Origin of the sequence: Flavobacterium sp. (genome assembly GCF_023151265.1) — a bacterium.
GTDB lineage: Bacteria > Bacteroidota > Bacteroidia > Flavobacteriales > Flavobacteriaceae > Flavobacterium.
This window is the reverse complement of the sequence record NZ_JAKLJH010000016.1, coordinates 1-17,661: the sequence shown is the minus strand read 5'-3', so window position 1 is coordinate 17,661 and position 17,661 is coordinate 1. Positions and strand designations below refer to the sequence as shown.

At 33.9% G+C, this 17,661-nt stretch carries 16 protein-coding genes and 1 pseudogene; 7 read left to right on the top strand and 10 right to left on the bottom strand.

The genetic code is table 11. The annotated features are described in order from the left end of the window. Positions 1-23: 23 nt before the first annotated feature. The 9 genes from L6Q46_RS02825 to L6Q46_RS02785 all read right to left on the bottom strand — a co-directional run bounded on the left by L6Q46_RS02825 (position 24) and on the right by L6Q46_RS02785 (position 6,762). A complete protein-coding gene (locus tag L6Q46_RS02825; protein ID WP_291283021.1) occupies positions 24-1,019 on the bottom strand; it encodes an NAD(P)H-dependent glycerol-3-phosphate dehydrogenase in 996 nt (331 codons plus the stop codon). A gap of 130 nt (positions 1,020-1,149) precedes the next feature. After that, positions 1,150-2,316, bottom strand: a complete 1,167-nt coding sequence (locus tag L6Q46_RS02820; protein WP_291283020.1) for an iron-containing alcohol dehydrogenase — start codon at positions 2,314-2,316, stop codon at positions 1,150-1,152. Positions 2,317-2,705: 389 nt separating this feature from the next. Then, positions 2,706-2,897, bottom strand: coding sequence for a hypothetical protein (locus L6Q46_RS02815; protein ID WP_291283019.1), 192 nt, complete (start codon positions 2,895-2,897; stop codon positions 2,706-2,708). Between the two features lie 44 nt (positions 2,898-2,941). Further along, positions 2,942-3,523 (bottom strand): nicotinate (nicotinamide) nucleotide adenylyltransferase, encoded by a 582-nt coding sequence (nadD, locus tag L6Q46_RS02810; RefSeq protein ID WP_291283018.1) that lies wholly within the window; start codon positions 3,521-3,523, stop codon positions 2,942-2,944. A 63-nt stretch (positions 3,524-3,586) separates the two neighbouring features. Then, positions 3,587-4,171: a guanylate kinase gene (gene gmk, locus L6Q46_RS02805; protein WP_291283017.1), complete on the bottom strand. Its 585-nt coding sequence runs from the start codon at positions 4,169-4,171 to the stop codon at positions 3,587-3,589. A gap of 12 nt (positions 4,172-4,183) precedes the next feature. Continuing rightward, positions 4,184-4,573: a hypothetical protein gene (locus L6Q46_RS02800; protein WP_291283016.1), complete on the bottom strand. Its 390-nt coding sequence runs from the start codon at positions 4,571-4,573 to the stop codon at positions 4,184-4,186. Positions 4,574-4,583: 10 nt separating this feature from the next. Then, positions 4,584-5,444, bottom strand: a complete 861-nt coding sequence (locus L6Q46_RS02795; RefSeq protein ID WP_291283015.1) for a YicC/YloC family endoribonuclease — start codon at positions 5,442-5,444, stop codon at positions 4,584-4,586. Between the two features lie 89 nt (positions 5,445-5,533). Further along, a complete protein-coding gene (locus L6Q46_RS02790) occupies positions 5,534-6,412 on the bottom strand; it encodes a DMT family transporter (RefSeq protein ID WP_291283014.1) in 879 nt (292 codons plus the stop codon). Further along, positions 6,412-6,762 carry an ArsC/Spx/MgsR family protein gene (locus L6Q46_RS02785; RefSeq protein ID WP_026725142.1) on the bottom strand — a complete coding sequence of 117 codons (351 nt, stop codon included), beginning with the start codon at positions 6,760-6,762 and terminating at the stop codon, positions 6,412-6,414. The genes L6Q46_RS02790 and L6Q46_RS02785 overlap by 1 nt, the downstream gene beginning before the upstream one ends. A gap of 79 nt (positions 6,763-6,841) precedes the next feature. On the opposite strand from L6Q46_RS02785, the gene L6Q46_RS02780 reads away from it, so the two are divergent. Both L6Q46_RS02780 and L6Q46_RS02775 read left to right on the top strand, forming a co-directional pair. Further along, positions 6,842-7,291, top strand: a complete 450-nt coding sequence (locus tag L6Q46_RS02780) for a DinB family protein (RefSeq protein WP_291283013.1) — start codon at positions 6,842-6,844, stop codon at positions 7,289-7,291. 42 nt (positions 7,292-7,333) lie between these two features. After that, entirely contained in the window at positions 7,334-8,476 is a 1,143-nt protein-coding gene (locus L6Q46_RS02775) for a cystathionine gamma-synthase (protein ID WP_291283012.1), read from the top strand. Between the two features lie 67 nt (positions 8,477-8,543). On the opposite strand, the gene L6Q46_RS02770 is transcribed toward L6Q46_RS02775, so the two are convergent. Further along, a complete protein-coding gene (locus tag L6Q46_RS02770) occupies positions 8,544-9,320 on the bottom strand; it encodes a glutamate dehydrogenase (RefSeq protein ID WP_291283011.1) in 777 nt (258 codons plus the stop codon). A 256-nt stretch (positions 9,321-9,576) separates the two neighbouring features. On the opposite strand from L6Q46_RS02770, the gene gdhA reads away from it, so the two are divergent. The 5 genes and pseudogenes from gdhA to L6Q46_RS02745 form a co-directional block, all read left to right on the top strand. Beyond that, positions 9,577-10,920 carry an NADP-specific glutamate dehydrogenase gene (gene gdhA / locus L6Q46_RS02765; protein ID WP_111566600.1) on the top strand — a complete coding sequence of 448 codons (1,344 nt, stop codon included), beginning with the start codon at positions 9,577-9,579 and terminating at the stop codon, positions 10,918-10,920. 120 nt (positions 10,921-11,040) lie between these two features. Continuing rightward, positions 11,041-13,329 carry a two-component regulator propeller domain-containing protein gene (locus L6Q46_RS02760; RefSeq protein WP_291283010.1) on the top strand — a complete coding sequence of 763 codons (2,289 nt, stop codon included), beginning with the start codon at positions 11,041-11,043 and terminating at the stop codon, positions 13,327-13,329. A gap of 4 nt (positions 13,330-13,333) precedes the next feature. After that, entirely contained in the window at positions 13,334-14,047 is a 714-nt protein-coding gene (recO, locus tag L6Q46_RS02755; RefSeq protein WP_291283009.1) for a DNA repair protein RecO, read from the top strand. Between the two features lie 79 nt (positions 14,048-14,126). Beyond that, on the top strand, positions 14,127-17,528 hold the full coding sequence (ileS, locus tag L6Q46_RS02750; RefSeq protein WP_291283008.1) for an isoleucine--tRNA ligase: 3,402 nt from the start codon (positions 14,127-14,129) through the stop codon (positions 17,526-17,528). Between the two features lie 49 nt (positions 17,529-17,577). Continuing rightward, positions 17,578-17,661: pseudogene (locus L6Q46_RS02745) on the top strand (TraR/DksA family transcriptional regulator); the annotation flags it as partial.

The following is a 17,661-nucleotide window of genomic DNA, read 5'->3' as shown; positions in this document are numbered from 1 at the left end:
CCCGTTTTTAATGATAGCATGGATTAGTTTAATTTATCTGTTAATTTTTTAAAAACGGTTTTAGCATCTTTGTTTTCGTATAAAATCTCGTAAACGGCATCAATAATTGGAGTATCTGCTCCGTATTCTTTGTTTAATTTGTAGGCACTTTTTACAGCGTAATATCCTTCAGCTACCATGCTCATTTCCATTTGTGCTGATTTTACGGTGTAGCCTTTTCCAATCATGTTTCCGAACATTCTATTACGAGAAAAAACAGAATATCCAGTTACCAATAAATCGCCCAAATAAGCAGAATTATTAATATTTCGCTTCATTTTATGCACTTTACGAATGAATTTCTTCATTTCGCGAATGCCATTACTCATCAAAACCGCCTGAAAGTTATCGCCATAGCCTAAACCATGTGCAATTCCTGCTGCAATAGCATAAATGTTTTTAAGTACAGCTGCATATTCAGTTCCAATGATATCGTCTGAAGTTTTCGCTTTGATGTAATGTGAACTCAGATTTTGAGCTACATATTTTGCTTTTTTTCTATCACTACAAGCAATGGTTAAGTACGATAAACGCTCCATCGCCACTTCTTCTGCATGACAAGGACCCGTGATAACCCCAATATTTTCAAATGGAATATCGTATTTAGTATGAAAATGTTCGCCTACAATCAAACTTGACTCTGGAACAATTCCTTTAATGGCTGAAAAAATGATTTTTCCTTCCAAACTTTCAGTCAAACTTTCCAATTCTTTGCTTAAAAAAGCTGATGGAACTACAAAAATAACATAATCAGCATAAGCAACCGCTTCGTTGATATCGTTGGTAAGTTTTAATTTATTGGTGTCAAACGCAACCGAACTCAAATAGTTTGGATTGTGTTTTTGATGTTTTAAATGCTCAATAGCATAAGTACTTCGCATGTACCAAGCAATTTCGTCTTGATTTTCACAAAGCATTTTCGCAATTGCTGTAGCCCAACTTCCTCCTCCAATGACGGCAAATTTTGGCTTTTTTTCCATTTTACGATTTAATTTAGAACATCAAAAATAGGCATTTAAAAAGGATTTACAAAAAACGTTTGCGAAACTCTTTTTAATACAAAGGCACGAAGAAAAACTCCGCACCTTTATTATGATAAATACGTATTTTTTAATAACTCATTTCCACAATTGCTCTCACTTTTTCTAAAGTGATGTTTTGCTTTTCACCCATGGATTTCCAACCTCTTTCTTCGAAACGATTTACTATAAAATCAGCAGTTTTTTCGATATTTTCTGCGTTTTCCGAAATTTTGGTTTTCATGCCCATTTTGTGGAAGAATTCAACTGTTTTTTCAATCGCTTTTTCTGCAATTTCTTCAGTTGTATTGCCTTGAATATTCCAAACGCGTTCTCCGTATTGCGCTAATTTTTCTTTTTTCGTGTCGAACATTACGCGGTATAAGTTTGGACCAATGATTGCCAATGTTCTCGCATGATCAATTTCGTATAAAGCCGTTAATTCATGACCAATCATGTGCGTAGCCCAATCCGATGGAACTCCTTTTTGAATCAAGCCATTCAACGCCATGGTAGCACTCCAAACAAAGTTGGAAGCCAATTTATAATCATTTGGATTTTCTACTACATCTGGACCAATTTCAATTAGCGTTTGTAAAATACTTTCTGAAATTCGGTCTTGTAGTAAAGCATCGTGTGTATACGTCAAATATTGCTCCATAACGTGTGTGAACGCATCCACAACGCCATTTTGCAATTGTCTTTTTGGTAACGAAGTAATTACTGTTGGATCTACAATTGAAAATACTGGAAATAATGCGCTTCCGCCTAAAGTTAATTTTTCTTGTGTAGCTTCAATCGTAACCACAGCACCTGAATTCATCTCAGAACCTGTTGCTGGTAAAGTTAAAACCGTTCCAAAAGGAACTACTGTTGCAACATCTTTGAATAAAATTCGTTTTTTCAAAATATCCGATTCGTCACCTTCAAAATTTACGGCTGCCGAAATAAATTTCACACCATCAATTACGCTTCCGCCACCAACAGCTAAGATGAAACCAATTTTTTCAGCACGAATAATTTCAACCGCTTTCATTAAAGTTTCAAAACGAGGATTCGGTTCGATACCACCAAATTCCACAATATCGTAATTTGGTAAAGCCGCTTTTACTTGGTCGTAAACACCATTTTTGAAGATACTTCCGCCACCATAAGCAAGCAGAATCTTAGTATTTGAAGGTACTAAATCAGTTAGTTTCGCAATTTGTCCTTTTCCAAAGACATAATTTACCGGATTGTATAATTCGAAGTTTAGCATAACATTTTATTTTTAAGAATGCAAAGTTAAGCAATGGGATTGGGAACGAATGGTAAAGGAATGTTAAGGCTTTAAAAATTTAGCAATTTCGGTGTGGTTGTTTGTAATGCAAGTTATCAAATATTGATGCTCTTCATTTTCGAAAAAGACATACCAAGTTGTTCTTGAATTGCTATTATAGAACATATATTTTGAACCCAATGAATAAAGGGGTAAGGGCGTATTCTTATATGGAAAATCTGCAATATTTTCTTCAATAAAATTAATGATTTTATCTTTGTAATCAATGGCATTTTCCAAATAAGAAAAGTAATTTTCTTTGTAAAGAATATAAATTAATTCGTTTAAAAAATGTTCTACTTCGGGTTTGTAGAAAACTTTTATTTCTTCTATTCTAAAGATTTAAGAAAAGAAGTTGTTCGTTTTTTTAATTCTTCAGCAGTGATGGCAGTTTCTAATTCCTTCTTGAAATTAAATGTTTTATGTTGTTTTCTAAAATTATCCAATTGATTAATTGTGGTTTCATCTTCTACAGAAGATAACCATTTTAATAATTCTGATTTTTTAGTTGCAACACTCATGTTTTCAATTGTTTATTCAAAAATACAAAAATTTTTAAAACCTTTTACTTCTTATAAAACAAATTATGTTCCACGTATTCCCAAACTTTATTCGGTAGCATCGGTACTACATTTTTACCGTTCTTAATGCTTTCGCGAATAAAGGTAGAAGACAATTCAATTACAGGAGCGCCTACTCGATGAATTTTTGGATGATTTATGAATTGCTCGTCAATTTCACCAGAATTTAATCTTGGATAGACATAAATATCGTGGTTTTGCAAAATGACTTCGTAGTTTTTCCACTTGTGGAGCGAGTTCAAATTGTCTTCGCCCATGATTAATGAAAATTCGTTTTTAGGGAATTTTTCTTGTAAATGCGCTAAAGTATTTACAGTATAATTCGGTTGAGGTAACTTGAATTCAATGTCCGAAGGTTGGATTTTTGGGTAATCTTCGGTTGCCAAATGTACCATATGCAAACGATGGTAATCATCTAACAACGAACTTTTCTGCTTGTGCGGATTGTGCGGGGTAACCACCATCCAAATTTGATCCAAATCAGAATGCTCTGCCATGTGATTGGCAATAATTAAATGCCCAATGTGAATGGGATTAAAAGTTCCGAAATAAAGACCTATTTTCATTTTCAAACACTAATTTCACTAATTATCACGAATTCAAAATAATTAAATCTCACAAAATTTGTGCTAATTCGTGGAATTCGTGTTGATGAATTTTTTCACTAACTGATATGCATCTTCTTTTGCCACATCTAAATCATAATTTTTGATGATGGTGTCAAATTGTGGTGCAGTTGCTAATTCTACTGATGCTTTTGCGATACGCATGTTGATTTTGTCTTCACTTTCGGTAGAACGTTGTTTTAGGCGACGTTTTAATTCGTCAACGCTTGGTGGTTTTACGAAAACGGCTAAGGTTTCGTTTGGAAATTTGCTTTTAATACGCAATCCACCAGCTACATCAATATCAAAAATTACGTGCTTTCCTAAAGCCCAGATGCGTTCTACTTCTGTTTTTAAAGTGCCGTAGAAATTATCCGTATACACTTCTTCCCATTCTACGAAATCTTCCGCTTTAATATGTTTTTTGAATTCGTCCCAAGAGATGAAATAATAATCTTTTCCATCTACTTCTTCGCCACGAGGCGCACGCGTGGTACACGAAATCGAAAATTCTAAATTCAAATCGGGTTGGGCTAATAAATGTCTTACTATAGTGGTTTTTCCTGAACCTGAAGGCGCAGAGAATACTAATAATTTTCCTTTGGTCATTTTGTTGTGTGTTTAATAATAAATTTTCAAGTTAAACCTTTCTATTACATCTAAATATTCATTAAAAATTATCATTACTATAATTGAAATTAAAATACTAATTATTAATGAATTAGAAATAATTTTTAATTTTTCTTTTTTAAAAACATTTAGAATAGCTCCCAAACCAAAAGGAATAACTATTGTGATAAATGGAATCAGAAAAAAAGGTTCGAAAGCATAAACTTCCTTTGAATTTGCATATCTTAAATTGGTAATAAATAAAAAAAGTATTGATACTAAAATGCTGTAAAATATTGTTTTATTAAAATTGATTTCTTTTCTTAATTTGAAAATTTGCAAAATGGATAATCCTATAATTACAAAAAGGACAATAAAATAAAACAATAAAATAATCCCCATTTCAATCCGATTACAATACGTTCAATACTTGTTCCTTAATCTTTTCCAATTCATCTTTCATCATCACCACCAATTTTTGCATTTCGGTATGATTCGATTTTGAACCCATGGTGTTGATCTCTCTTCCCATTTCTTGGGTAATGAAACCTAATTTTCTTCCGTTGGCTTCTGTTCCGTTTAAGGTTTCTAGGAAATAGTTCAAATGGTTACCCAAACGTACTTTTTCCTCGGTAATGTCATATTTTTCTAGATAAAAAATCAATTCTTGTTCAAATCGATTTTCGTCAACATTGACTTTTAATTCATCTAAAGCAGTTCTTAAACGTGTTTTTACTGTTTCCACGCGTTCAGCATCGTAAGAAACGGCTTCGTTCATTAAATTATTGATGTTGGCAATACGCAATTGGAATTCTTTTTCCAATGAAGCACCTTCATCTTTTCTAAAGTTAGCGATGTTTTCCAACGCTTCATCAATCACGGTTTGGATTTGTTTCCATTCGTTTTCATCGATTTCGTCGCGCTCCGTTTTTAATGCATCGGGCATACGAACAGCCATTTTCATTAATTCCGTTTCATCTGCATTTGGAATTACGGCTTTCATTTGGTTAATGTAACCTTTCACAATCGGCACATTAATTTTTGAAGTTGTTTCTTCGCCAGTTACTTCAACATAAAGCGAAAAATCAACCTTTCCGCGCTCTAAACGTTGCGAAATTTGATTGCGTAAACCCAATTCCATTTCACGAAAAACCGATGGCATTCGCGTATTTAAGTCTAAACCTTTACTGTTTAGCGATTTGATTTCTACGGTAATTTTTTTGGTTGGTAATTGCAAAGATGCTTTCCCAAAACCCGTCATGGAGTGTATCATACTTATAAAAATGTCTTCAAAGATAATAAAAAGTTTTCAGTCGCAGTCGCAGTTTTCAGTACTACACTGTGACTGTCAACTGAGACTGCCTACTTTTTTTGCGTTACCAAATAAACCCCAACAAATATCAACACAGCTGAAATTAATTTTACTAAACTCAAATCGTCTTTACCTAGACTTACGGCGAAAATAGTGGCAAAAAGGGGTTGTAAATAAATGAAAACCGCTACAGTTGTTGGTTTTAATTCGCGCATAGAAACTAAATTCAGCAAATAGGTTAAGAAAGTTGAAAACACGACTACAAAACCAATTTTCCAGATAATATCTGTTGGTAAATTAGCAAAATCTACGGCTTGAAATTCTCCCCAACCAAAAGGTAACACCATCAAAAAACCAAAAGTGTAAATCCATTTCACAAAAGTAAAGGCGTTGTATTTATCCATTAATTTCTTTACGATGATAAGGTAAAATCCATAAGAAACGGCATTTACAAAAACCAATAAATTTCCTAAAGATGCGTTTGTAGCGTTTACCAATGATTTTCCGTACAAAATCAACGTTATCGTTCCGGCTAAGCCCAAGATGATTCCTAAAACTTTTCGATTTTCCATACGTTCTTTCATGATGAATGCTGACAAAACGAGGACAATCATCGGTGTGGTAACCATTAAAACGGCTCCCATAATCGGCGAAGTATAACTCAATCCTTTGAAAAAAGTCAACATGTTAAAAGCTACTCCGAAGAACGCAGCGGCAATAATTCGAGGAAAATCTTCTTTAGCAATTTTTTCTTTTGGACCAAAAAAGGAAATCAACCAAAATAACAAAACCGAACCACCAACACGCATTACGATAAATCCGAAAGCGTCAACATATTTTGGCATTACGTCTTTGGCAATCGTGAAAGTTACGCCGTAAATGATCGAAACTAAGGTAGCGGCAACTAATGCCCAACTTCTTTTTGACATTAGCTTAAAACAGTAATTACTTCGTGAATGTTTTTTGGACTATTTCCAATGTAAATCTTCCCATCGATAATAAAAACTGGGCGACTCAAAAACGTGTAATGTTCTAAAAGGTATTTTTTAAAATCAGCTTCCGTTAGATTTTTATCTTTTAAACCTAATGATTTATACAATTGCGCTTTTTTGCTGAAAAGTGCTTCGTAACTTCCTGAAAGTTGATACATTTCTTCTAAATCGCTTTCCGAAATTGGATTTTGACGAATATCGATAAACGTTAATTTATCTGAATTGGGTAACGATTTGATGATTTTTCGGCACGTATCACACGAAGCCAAATAGTATATTTTGTTCATTTTGATGTTTTTCAATTTCTGATGCAAAAATACAGTCTTTTGAATTCTAAAAATCAGTAATTTTATAAAAAAATTAGACATGGACGCAACTTTTAGAATTTGGGAAACCAGCAGAAATATTTATTTGAAGTTTTTTGATAATTATTCATTAGAACAACTCAATACAATTCCGGCAGGAATGAGTAATAATTTGATTTGGAATTTGGGACACGTTGTGGTTTCGCAACAGAAATTGGTTTACGCTTTATCAGGTTTACCAATGCATATTCCCGATTCGCTTTTTGAGAAATATCAAAATGGATCGCGTCCAGATGGTAAAACTACGCAAGCTGAAGTTGATGAAATCAAGAAATTACTATCAGAAATGGTTGAAAAAACGAAAGCTGATTTTGAAGCCGGAGTTTTTAAAGAATATCATCCGTATCAAACCAAAACCGGATTTCATTTAGGAACTTGGAAAGAAGCGATGGAGTTCAATAATTATCACGAAGGCATTCATTTAGGAATAATGATGTCGATTAAAAAGTAGCATCAACCAACTTTTATTTACCTTTGTAAAAATTTTTTAAAAATGAAATTCAATACAAAAACGATACATGGTGGTCAACATCATGAAAAAGTAACGGGAGCCGTAATGCCTCCGGTATTTCAAACTTCGACTTATGTACAATCAAGTCCAGGGAAACCAATTGGTGATTACGAATATAGTAGAGCAGCCAATCCAACAAGAACGGCTTTAGAAGACGCTTTAGCAAGTATCGAAAATGGAGCAAGAGGTTTAGCTTTTTCTTCGGGATTAGCAGCAACCGATTGTTTGTTACGTATGTTTAAAGCAGGTGACGAAATCATCGCTATGGACGATTTGTACGGTGGAACTTATAGATTGTTCACAAGATTATATAAAGATAGTGGGATCAAATTTCATTTTGTGGATATGAATGATTTGGAAAAATTCCAATCGTTAATCAATGAAAACACGAAATTGGTTTGGGTGGAAACACCAACAAATCCATTAATGAAATTGGCGGATATTGCTGCGATTGCTCAAATCACAAAAAAACATAATATTTTGTTTGCTGTTGATAATACTTTCGCAACACCATATTTACAAAAACCATTAGATTTAGGTGCTGATATTGTAATGCATTCGGCTACTAAATATTTAGGAGGTCATTCCGATGTTATTGCAGGAGCTTTGATTATTAAAGATAAAGTATTAGGTGAAGAATTACATTTCAAACAATTCGCAACAGGAGCTACATTAGGACCAATGGATTCTTTCTTAGTTTTGAGAGGAATTAAAACGTTGCATTTACGTGTACAACGTCATTGCGAAAATGGAGAAAAAGTAGCAGCATATTTAGACAATCATCCTTTAGTGGAAAGAGTGTATTATCCAGGATTAGCTTCACATCCATTTCATGAAATTGCTAAAAAGCAAATGAGTGGTTTTGGCGGAATGGTTACCTTCACTTTCAAATCAGGCAAAAAAGAAGATGCAATTAAATTCTTAGAAAATTTAAAAGTTTTCACTTTAGCAGAGTCATTAGGAGGAGTGGAATCGTTAGCGAATCACCCAGCTTTAATGACTCACGCTTCTATCCCAGAAGATAAAAGAAAAGAAGTAGGTATTTCAGATGATTTAGTTCGTTTGAGTGTAGGAATTGAAGATATCGAAGATTTATTATCCGATTTAGAACAAGCTTTTAAATAGTAGAAATAACTAAAAACAAAAAATCCCGATTCAAACGAATCGGGATTTTTTTATATTGTAAAATTTATTAATCTAAATAATAAATGTATCCTACGTGAAACCATAAGTTCCAGTCGTTTGCTTTATTTTCTGTCCAAACTTCAGGATCAGGATTTAAACCGTCAACCCAATCTGAAAAGTAATATTGCCATCTTACTTCTGCAAATAAATCCGATAATTCTGTTAATTTATAACGTGTTCCAACACTTGCAACTGCCGACCAAGTACTTCCACCTTCCTTAGACCAAGCTCCGTAGTATTTGATTGGTGTTGATATTGGAGTATCCATTGGTCCTAATTCTGAATAAGTTCCGTTTTGGAAAAAAGTATAATGAGCACCTAAACCTAAAAATGGAGCCCAAGCACCATTAGTAGCTGTAAATTCTCTAATACTTAAAGGGAAGTATTCTAATTGCATACCAATGTCGGTAACCTTAGCCTCACCTTTCATGGCTCTTAATTTAGCTGCAGTAGGAGAGTTTCTGTCAACCCATTTGCCAAAGTGTTGTAATTGAGTACTGTTGTATGATAACTCAGAACGAACTTTAAAGTGGTCGTTAAAATAAGTTTCAGGAGTGTAACAGTTACATTCTGCACGGTAAGCAAAATTCATATAGTGAACTAAACCAATACCAAAACCTGTGTTTCCAGCATTAGTTTCAAAATCGTGTCTTACACCAAAATCAGATTGGAAAGCAACTCCACCAACAAAAGCTCCAACTTCATGAGAGAAGCCAAACTGTGCCATCATTGAAAAGTTTGCTCCTAAAAGCAACATTAGTAGGTATTTAATTTTTTTAGTCATCGCTAAAATTTTTCCATTATCGGACAAATATATAAAAACAAACTGCACTTCAAAAAAAAAAGAGTATTTTTCTTGTTTAAAAAAATGTAAAATAAGATTGTAGATTAAATTATCTTTTTTATGGATATAAATTTTTCTTAAAAATAGAACAAGTAATTTTTAAAATGTATATTTGTCGACTTAATTTTTACGAAATTCGTAATTTTAAGACAAAAGATAATTAACGAATTAGTTTATCTACAAGTTTTATAGTATAATGGAACAAAAAATTAATGATTTTATGGCGCTTGTTGAGGCCAAAAATCCAAACGAACCAGAATTTTTACAAGCTGTAAAAGAATTTGCTGAAACGGTAATGCCTTTTATTGCAAATGACAAAAAGTATGATGGAAAAAATGTGCTTTTAAGAATGGCTGAGCCAGAGCGTTCAGTAATTTTTAGAGTGCCGTGGGTTGATGATAAAGGTGAAATTCAAGTGAATAGAGGTTTTCGTATTCAGATGAATTCTGCTATCGGACCTTACAAAGGAGGAATTCGTTTTCATCCAACGGTAAATTTATCAGTACTTAAATTTTTAGCTTTTGAACAAGTTTTCAAAAATAGTTTAACAACGCTTCCTATGGGAGGTGGTAAAGGAGGTTCTGATTTTGACCCACAAGGAAAATCAGATGCTGAAGTTATGCGTTTTTGCCAATCGTTTATGACAGAATTATGTCGTCATATTGGTCCAGATTTAGACGTTCCTGCTGGTGATATCGGTGTTGGAGCAAGAGAAATCGGCTATATGTTTGGTCAGTACAAAAGAATTAGAAATGAATTTACAGGGGTTTTAACTGGAAAAGGTTTAGCTTATGGAGGTTCTTTAATTCGTCCTGAAGCAACTGGATATGGTGTGGTTTATTTCACACAACAAATGTTAAGCACTATTGGACAATCTATTTCAGGAAAAACAGTTGCTATTTCAGGTTTCGGTAACGTTGCTTGGGGTGTGGCTTTAAAAGTGAACGAATTAGGTGGAAAATTAGTTACAATCTCAGGTCCTGATGGATATATTTACGATGCTGAAGGAATTTCAGGAGAGAAAATCGAATTCATGTTAGAAATGAGAGCTAGTGGGAATAACAGAGCAGAAAGTTTTGCTGAAAAATTCCCAAGTGCAGTTTTCCATAAAGGAAAAAATCCGTGGGAAGCTAAAGTTGATGTAGCTATTCCTTGTGCAACTCAAAATGAATTAAACGAAGAAGATGCTAAAAAATTAATTGCTAATGGAGTTATGTGTGTAACTGAAGCAGCAAACATGCCATGTACTTTAGATGCAATTAAACAATTCTTAGATGCAAAAGTTTTATTTGCTCCAGGTAAAGCAGCTAATGCAGGAGGTGTTGCAGCATCAGGTTTAGAAATGACACAAAACTCTATTCGTTTAAACTGGACAAGTGAAGAAGTTGATGCTCGTTTAAAAGACATCATGACTGGTATTCATGGTCAGTGTAAAAAATATGGTACAGAAGAAGATGGTTATGTAAACTATGTTAAAGGAGCCAATATTGCTGGTTTCGTTAAAGTGGCTGACGCAATGTTAGCTCAAGGAGTAGTGTAATAACAGACTTTAAATAATATTAAAAGCTCTTTTAGGAAACTAAAAGAGCTTTTTTCTTTTGTAAAACATATCAAAATTAAAATTAATACGTTTGTAGTATATTTGTATTAAATACTTGCAATGAAAAAAGCGATTTACATTTTTTTATTTATTATTTCTCAATCTTTTTTTGCACAACAGAATAATCAGTTGTGGAAAGGTTATTTTTCATACAATGAAATAGTAGATGTAGAATCAGGCTCCAACGCTGTTTTTGCCTCAACTCAAAACGCACTTTTTTCTCAAGCAGTTTCGTCTTCTAATTTAAATATTTATAATTCAATAACAGGTTTAAAACCCGATATTATTTCCACAATACATCATTCGGATGCTTTTAATAAAACATTTGTTGGAAATAATAACGGTTTAATTTTAATACAAAATGCAGATGGCTCTGTTACTACAAAAGTAGATGTAATTGAAGAAGTGCCAGTACCACCAAATAAAAAGAAAATCAATGATTTTTACGAATTCAATGGTCGTTTGTACATTGCAGCAGATTACGGAATTTCTGTAATAGATATTGCTACATTAGAATTTGTTTCAACTTACTTCATTGGTACATCAGGAGAAGAAACAGAAGTATTACAAACTACCGTTTTTAATAATGAAATATATGTAGTTACACGAAATTTTGGAATTAGAAAAGCAAGTTTAAGTAATCCTAATCTATTTGATTTTAGTCAATGGCAAACTTTTGACACTGGTTTTTGGAGTGGAATCGTAACATTCAATAATCAATTAGTTGCTACAAACGCAAATGCAAGAACATACCGTTTTAATGGAAATATACCGCAAGAAATTCTAAATCACAATCAAGTCGGACTAAAATTAAAAACAAACGGAACGGAGCTTATTGTTACTACTCAAAACAATGTGTATGTTTTAAATCAATCATTTTCTGTTTTAGCGCATATAACTCAAATTCCCGATTTTACTGTACGCTTTACAGCGGCCTCTGTTGTAGGTGGAAACATATATGTAGGAACTGAGAAAGATGGGTTGTTTTCTACGAATTTAGCAAACCCAACAATTTTTACAGCAATGTCTCCAAATGGACCGCTTCAGAATAAATCTTTTAGATTAAAAAAATCTCCTAATAAAATTTGGGTGGTACACGGTGATTATACTCAATCATATAATCCTTATCCACTCGACGAGTTAGGTATTAGTACTTTTACTTCAGATCAAGGTTGGAGTGTTATTCCTTACAGTGAATTAAATGGCGCAAAATCTTTGTCAGATATTGCAATAAATCCATCAAATCAAAATCAAGTATACGTAACATCTTATTTTTCTGGACTCTTAAAAATGTTTGGAAATACAATTGAATTACTCAACAATACAAACACAGGTGCAAATGGTTTAGAGTCTTTAGTATTGCCAGGGAATCCAACTTATGTAGATATTCGTATCAATAGTCCAGCTTTTGACAGAGAAGGAAATCTTTGGGTTACAAATTCTTATGTAAATAGAGCAATAAAAGTACTAAGAGCTAATGGTCAATGGCAATCTTATAATTTATCTGGAGTAACAGCAAATTTAGCTACAGGAAGATATAATGCAATGGCTATAGATAAAAATAACACCAAGTGGATACCTTCTTACAATGACGGTGTAGTAGCTTTCAATGAAAATTATAACAACAAGTTTATAGTAATTAATCAAGAGAATGCCGACATTCCTACAGCTGTTGTAACTTGTTTGGCTATAGATAACCGAAATCAATTATGGATAGGAACTATGGCTGGTTTGCGTGTCTTATCTAGTGTTGATCGATTTGTTTCCGATACAGAATTAGATGTTTTTCCTATTATTATTCAAGAAGGCGATTTAGCGCAAGAACTTTTTTATCAGCAACCTATTTTAGATATCGCTGTTGATGGTGCTAATAGAAAATGGGTTTCAATTGCCGATGGAGGTGTTTTTCTAGTTTCTTCAAACGGACAGCAAACCATTTATCGCTTTGATAAAAGTAATTCGCCTTTACCAAGTAATAATGTTGTGGATATTGAAATTGATGGCGTTTCAGGAGAAGTGTTTTTTGTAACAGATAAAGGAATTGTATCTTTTTTAGGAATTTCAACCAAGCCAAGTGACAGTTTAGGAGATGTTTTTGTATATCCAAACCCAGTACGACCAAATTTTTCAGGAACAGTAAAAATTAGTGGATTAACCGATAAAGCCAATGTAAAAATCAGTGATATTGAAGGTAATTTAGTTTACGAAACTACGTCATCAGGAGGTACTATCGAATGGGATACCACCGCTTTTGGAAAATATAAAGTGGCTTCAGGAGTATACATGGTTTTTGTGGCAAGTGAAGACGGAACCGATTCTACGGTAAAAAAAGTGATGATTATTAGGTAATTCAATGCTAGTCAAAACTAAAGCCATTGTTCTTTCTTCCCTAAAATTTCAAGAAAAAAGCTTGATTGTTAAGTGTTTCACACAATCAGATGGTTTAAAAAGTTATTTTGTACAAAGTGCTTATTCCAATAAAAAAGCGAATCAAAAAATTGCGTATTTTCAACCTTTAACGATTATCGAAATCGAAGCCAATCATAAAAATAAAGGCACACTCGAACATTTCAAAGAAATAAAATTAGCACACAGTTTTCATACCATAAATACCGATATTGTTAAAAGCACTATCGTAATATTTCTATCCGAAATTTTACATCACAGCATCCACGAAGAAGAGAAAAATGAAAACCTTTTTTCCTTTTTAGAAACCGCTTTACTTTGGTTAGATACACACGAAGAAGCTACAAATTTTCATCTAATTTTGATGATGGAAATGACCAAATTCTTAGGTTTCTATCCCGATGTTTCCGAAATAGATTTCGACTTTTTCGACGTGAAAGAAGGTTTCTTTACGCCATTTCAATCCGTGAATGCACTTTCAGCCCATGAAACGCAATTGTTCAAACGATTAATCGAATTAAAATTTGATTCCAATCAGAAAATTTTTGCTGGAATAGAACGTCAAATTTTGCTAAAAATCCTCCTAGATTTCTATATGTTACATCTCGAAGGCTTCAAAAAACCAAAATCGTTAGAAGTTTTAAAAGAAGTTTTTTCCTAAGTCTTAACTTTTGCCTTTTACCTTTTGCCTTTTACCTTTAAATCATTACTTTCGCAAATTGATTTAAGAAAGCGACAAAATGAGTACAAAATTTACTGAATACAAAGGACTTGACTTGCCAACAGTAGCATCAGAAGTTCTTGATTTTTGGAAGAAAAATAACGTCTTTGAACAATCGGTAACTTCTCGCGAAGGAGCTACACCTTACGTGTTTTTTGAAGGGCCACCATCTGCAAATGGTTTGCCTGGAATTCACCACGTAATGGCGCGTGCGATTAAAGATATTTTTTGTCGTTATAAAACTCAAAAAGGCTACCAAGTTAAGCGTAAAGCTGGCTGGGATACGCACGGATTACCTGTAGAATTAGGTACTGAGAAAGAATTAGGCATCACCAAAGAAGACATCGGTAAAACGATTTCAGTTACCGAATACAACGAAGCGTGTAAAAGAACGGTTATGCGTTACACCGACGTTTGGAATGACCTTACGGAAAAAATGGGGTATTGGGTAGATATGGAAGATCCGTATGTGACCTACAAATCCAAATACATGGAAACCGTTTGGTGGTTGCTAAAACAAATTTACAACAAAGATTTACTATACAAAGGTTACACAATTCAGCCGTATTCACCAAAAGCGGGAACAGGTTTGTCTTCACACGAAGTGAATCAGCCAGGTTCATATCGTGATGTTACAGATACAACGATTGTAGCGCAATTTAAAGCAAAAGACGAAACGTTACCAAGTTTCTTACAAGGTTTTGGAACGGTTCATTTCTTAGCTTGGACAACAACACCATGGACGTTACCATCAAACACAGCGTTAACCGTTGGACCAAAAATCGATTATGTTTTAGTGAAAACGTTTAATCAATATACTTTTGAAGCAGTAAATGTAGTTTTAGCTAAGAATTTAGTTGGAAAACAGTTAGGAGGAAAGTATTTTGTAGCAGAATCAGATGCTGATTTTACAAATTACAAATCAGAAGATAAAAAGATTCCATACCAAATTTTAGCCGAAGCAAAAGGTGCTGATTTAGTTGGAATTCGTTACGAACAATTATTGTCATTAGCGTTACCGTATCAAAATCCAGAAAATGCGTTTAGAGTAATTTCAGGTGATTTCGTAACTACTGAAGATGGAACTGGTATTGTTCATACTGCACCAACATTCGGAGCTGATGATGCTAAAGTTGCAAAAGAAGCAACTCCAGAAGTACCACCAATGTTGGTTTTAGACGAAAATGGAAATCCAGTACCATTGGTAGACTTACAAGGAAGATTTATTCAAGGTTTAGGTGATTATTCTGGAAAATACGTTAAAAACGAATATTACAACGACGGAGAAGCGCCAGAGCGTTCAGCTGATGTAGAAATCGCTATCCAATTAAAAGAAGAAAATAAAGCCTTTAAGGTTGAAAAATACGTCCACAGTTACCCACATTGCTGGAGAACTGACAAACCAATTTTATACTATCCATTAGATTCTTGGTTCATCAAAGTAACCGAAATCAAAGATAGAATGTTCGACTTAAACGAAACCATCAACTGGAAACCAAAAGCTACAGGAGAAGGTCGTTTCGGAAATTGGTTGAAAAATGCCAACGATTGGAACTTGTCGCGTTCACGTTATTGGGGAATCCCTTTGCCAATTTGGAGAAGCGAAGACGGAACCGAAGAAATGTTAGTAGGTTCAGTTGAAGAATTGTACAACGAAATCGAGAAATCAATCGCAGCAGGTTTCCAAACAGAAAATCCATATAAAGGATTCAAAATTGGCGACATGAGCGAAGCTAACTACGATTTAGTGGATTTACACAAAAATGTAGTAGACGGAATTGTTTTAGTTTCTCCAACAGGAAAACCAATGAAACGCGAAACGGATTTAATTGACGTTTGGTTCGATTCAGGTGCGATGCCTTATGCACAATGGCATTATCCATTTGAAAATAAAGAATTAATCGATGAAAATAAAGCGTTTCCAGCCGATTTCATCGCAGAAGGAGTTGACCAAACTCGTGGTTGGTTCTATACATTACATGCGATTGGAACTTTAGTTTTCGACAAAATAGCATACAAAAACGTAGTTTCAAACGGATTGGTTTTGGACAAAAACGGACAAAAAATGTCGAAACGTTTAGGAAATGCTGTTGATCCATTCACCACTTTGGCTGAATACGGTCCAGATGCTACACGTTGGTACATGATTTCGAATGCAAATCCTTGGGATAACTTAAAATTTGATATCGAAGGAGTGGCTGAGGTTCGTAGAAAATTCTTCGGAACACTTTATAATACGTATTCGTTCTTTGCTTTATATGCCAATATCGATGGTTTTAAATATGATGAAGCGGAAGTTCCATTAAACGAAAGACCAGAAATCGACCGTTGGATTTTATCGGAATTACATACGTTAATTCAATTGGTTGATGAAGCGTATGCGGATTACGAACCAACTAAAGCGGCTCGTGCTATTTCTGATTTCGTTCAAGAAAACTTGAGTAATTGGTATGTTCGTTTGTGTAGAAGAAGATTCTGGAAAGGTGATTATGCGCAAGATAAAATTGCGGCTTATCAAACGTTATATACGTGTTTGGTAACGGTTGCGAAGCTTTCGGCGCCAATTGCACCGTTCTTTATGGACAAACTTTACAGAGATTTAACACAAGCTACAGGTTCTGAGTCGTTTGAAAGCGTACATTTGGCCGAGTTTCCAAAAATGGTTGAAAACTTTGTTGATAAATCACTTGAAAGCAAAATGATGAAAGCTCAAACGGTTTCTTCATTAGTTTTATCACTTCGTAAGAAGGAAATGATTAAAGTGCGTCAACCGTTGCAAAGGGTTATGATTCCTGTACTTGACGACAATCAGCGTGCTGAAATTGAGGCAGTTTCTGACCTAATTAAAGCCGAAGTAAACGTGAAAGAAGTGGAGTTGTTAGACGATGCTTCGGGTGTTTTAGTGAAGCAAATTAAGCCTAATTTTAAAACATTAGGACCACGTTTTGGCAAGGATATGGGATTGATTTCCAAAGAGATACAAAATTTTGAACAAGAACAAATTGCCAAATTAGAGCGTGATGGTGAGCTAGTTATGGATATTGCAGGAAAAAGTATAACTTTATCACAAGATGATGTTGAAATTTCATCGCAAGATATCCCAGGTTGGTTAGTAGCCAATTCAAACGGAATTACAGTAGCGTTAGACATTACAATTTCCGATGAATTAAGAAAAGAAGGGATTGCGAGAGAATTAATCAATAGAATTCAAAATATCAGAAAAGATTCTGGTTTTGAAGTTACGGACAAGATTACCGTTAAAATGGAAAAAAATTCGCAAGTTGAGGAAGCCGTTTTAGCTAATGAATCGTATATTAAGTCAGAAACACTAACCGAATCATTAATTTTTGTTGAAAACCTTGAAAATGGTACGGAAATTGAGTTTGATGATATTAAAACAAGTATATTAATTTCAAAATAAAAGTCGAAAGGCTTTTAATCGACGTATAACTATAAAAAATATTGAAATTATGGTAGAGGAGCAAATTAGATATTCAGACGCTGATTTGGCTGAATTCAAAGCGTTAATTCAAGCGAAATTAGAAAAAGCTAAA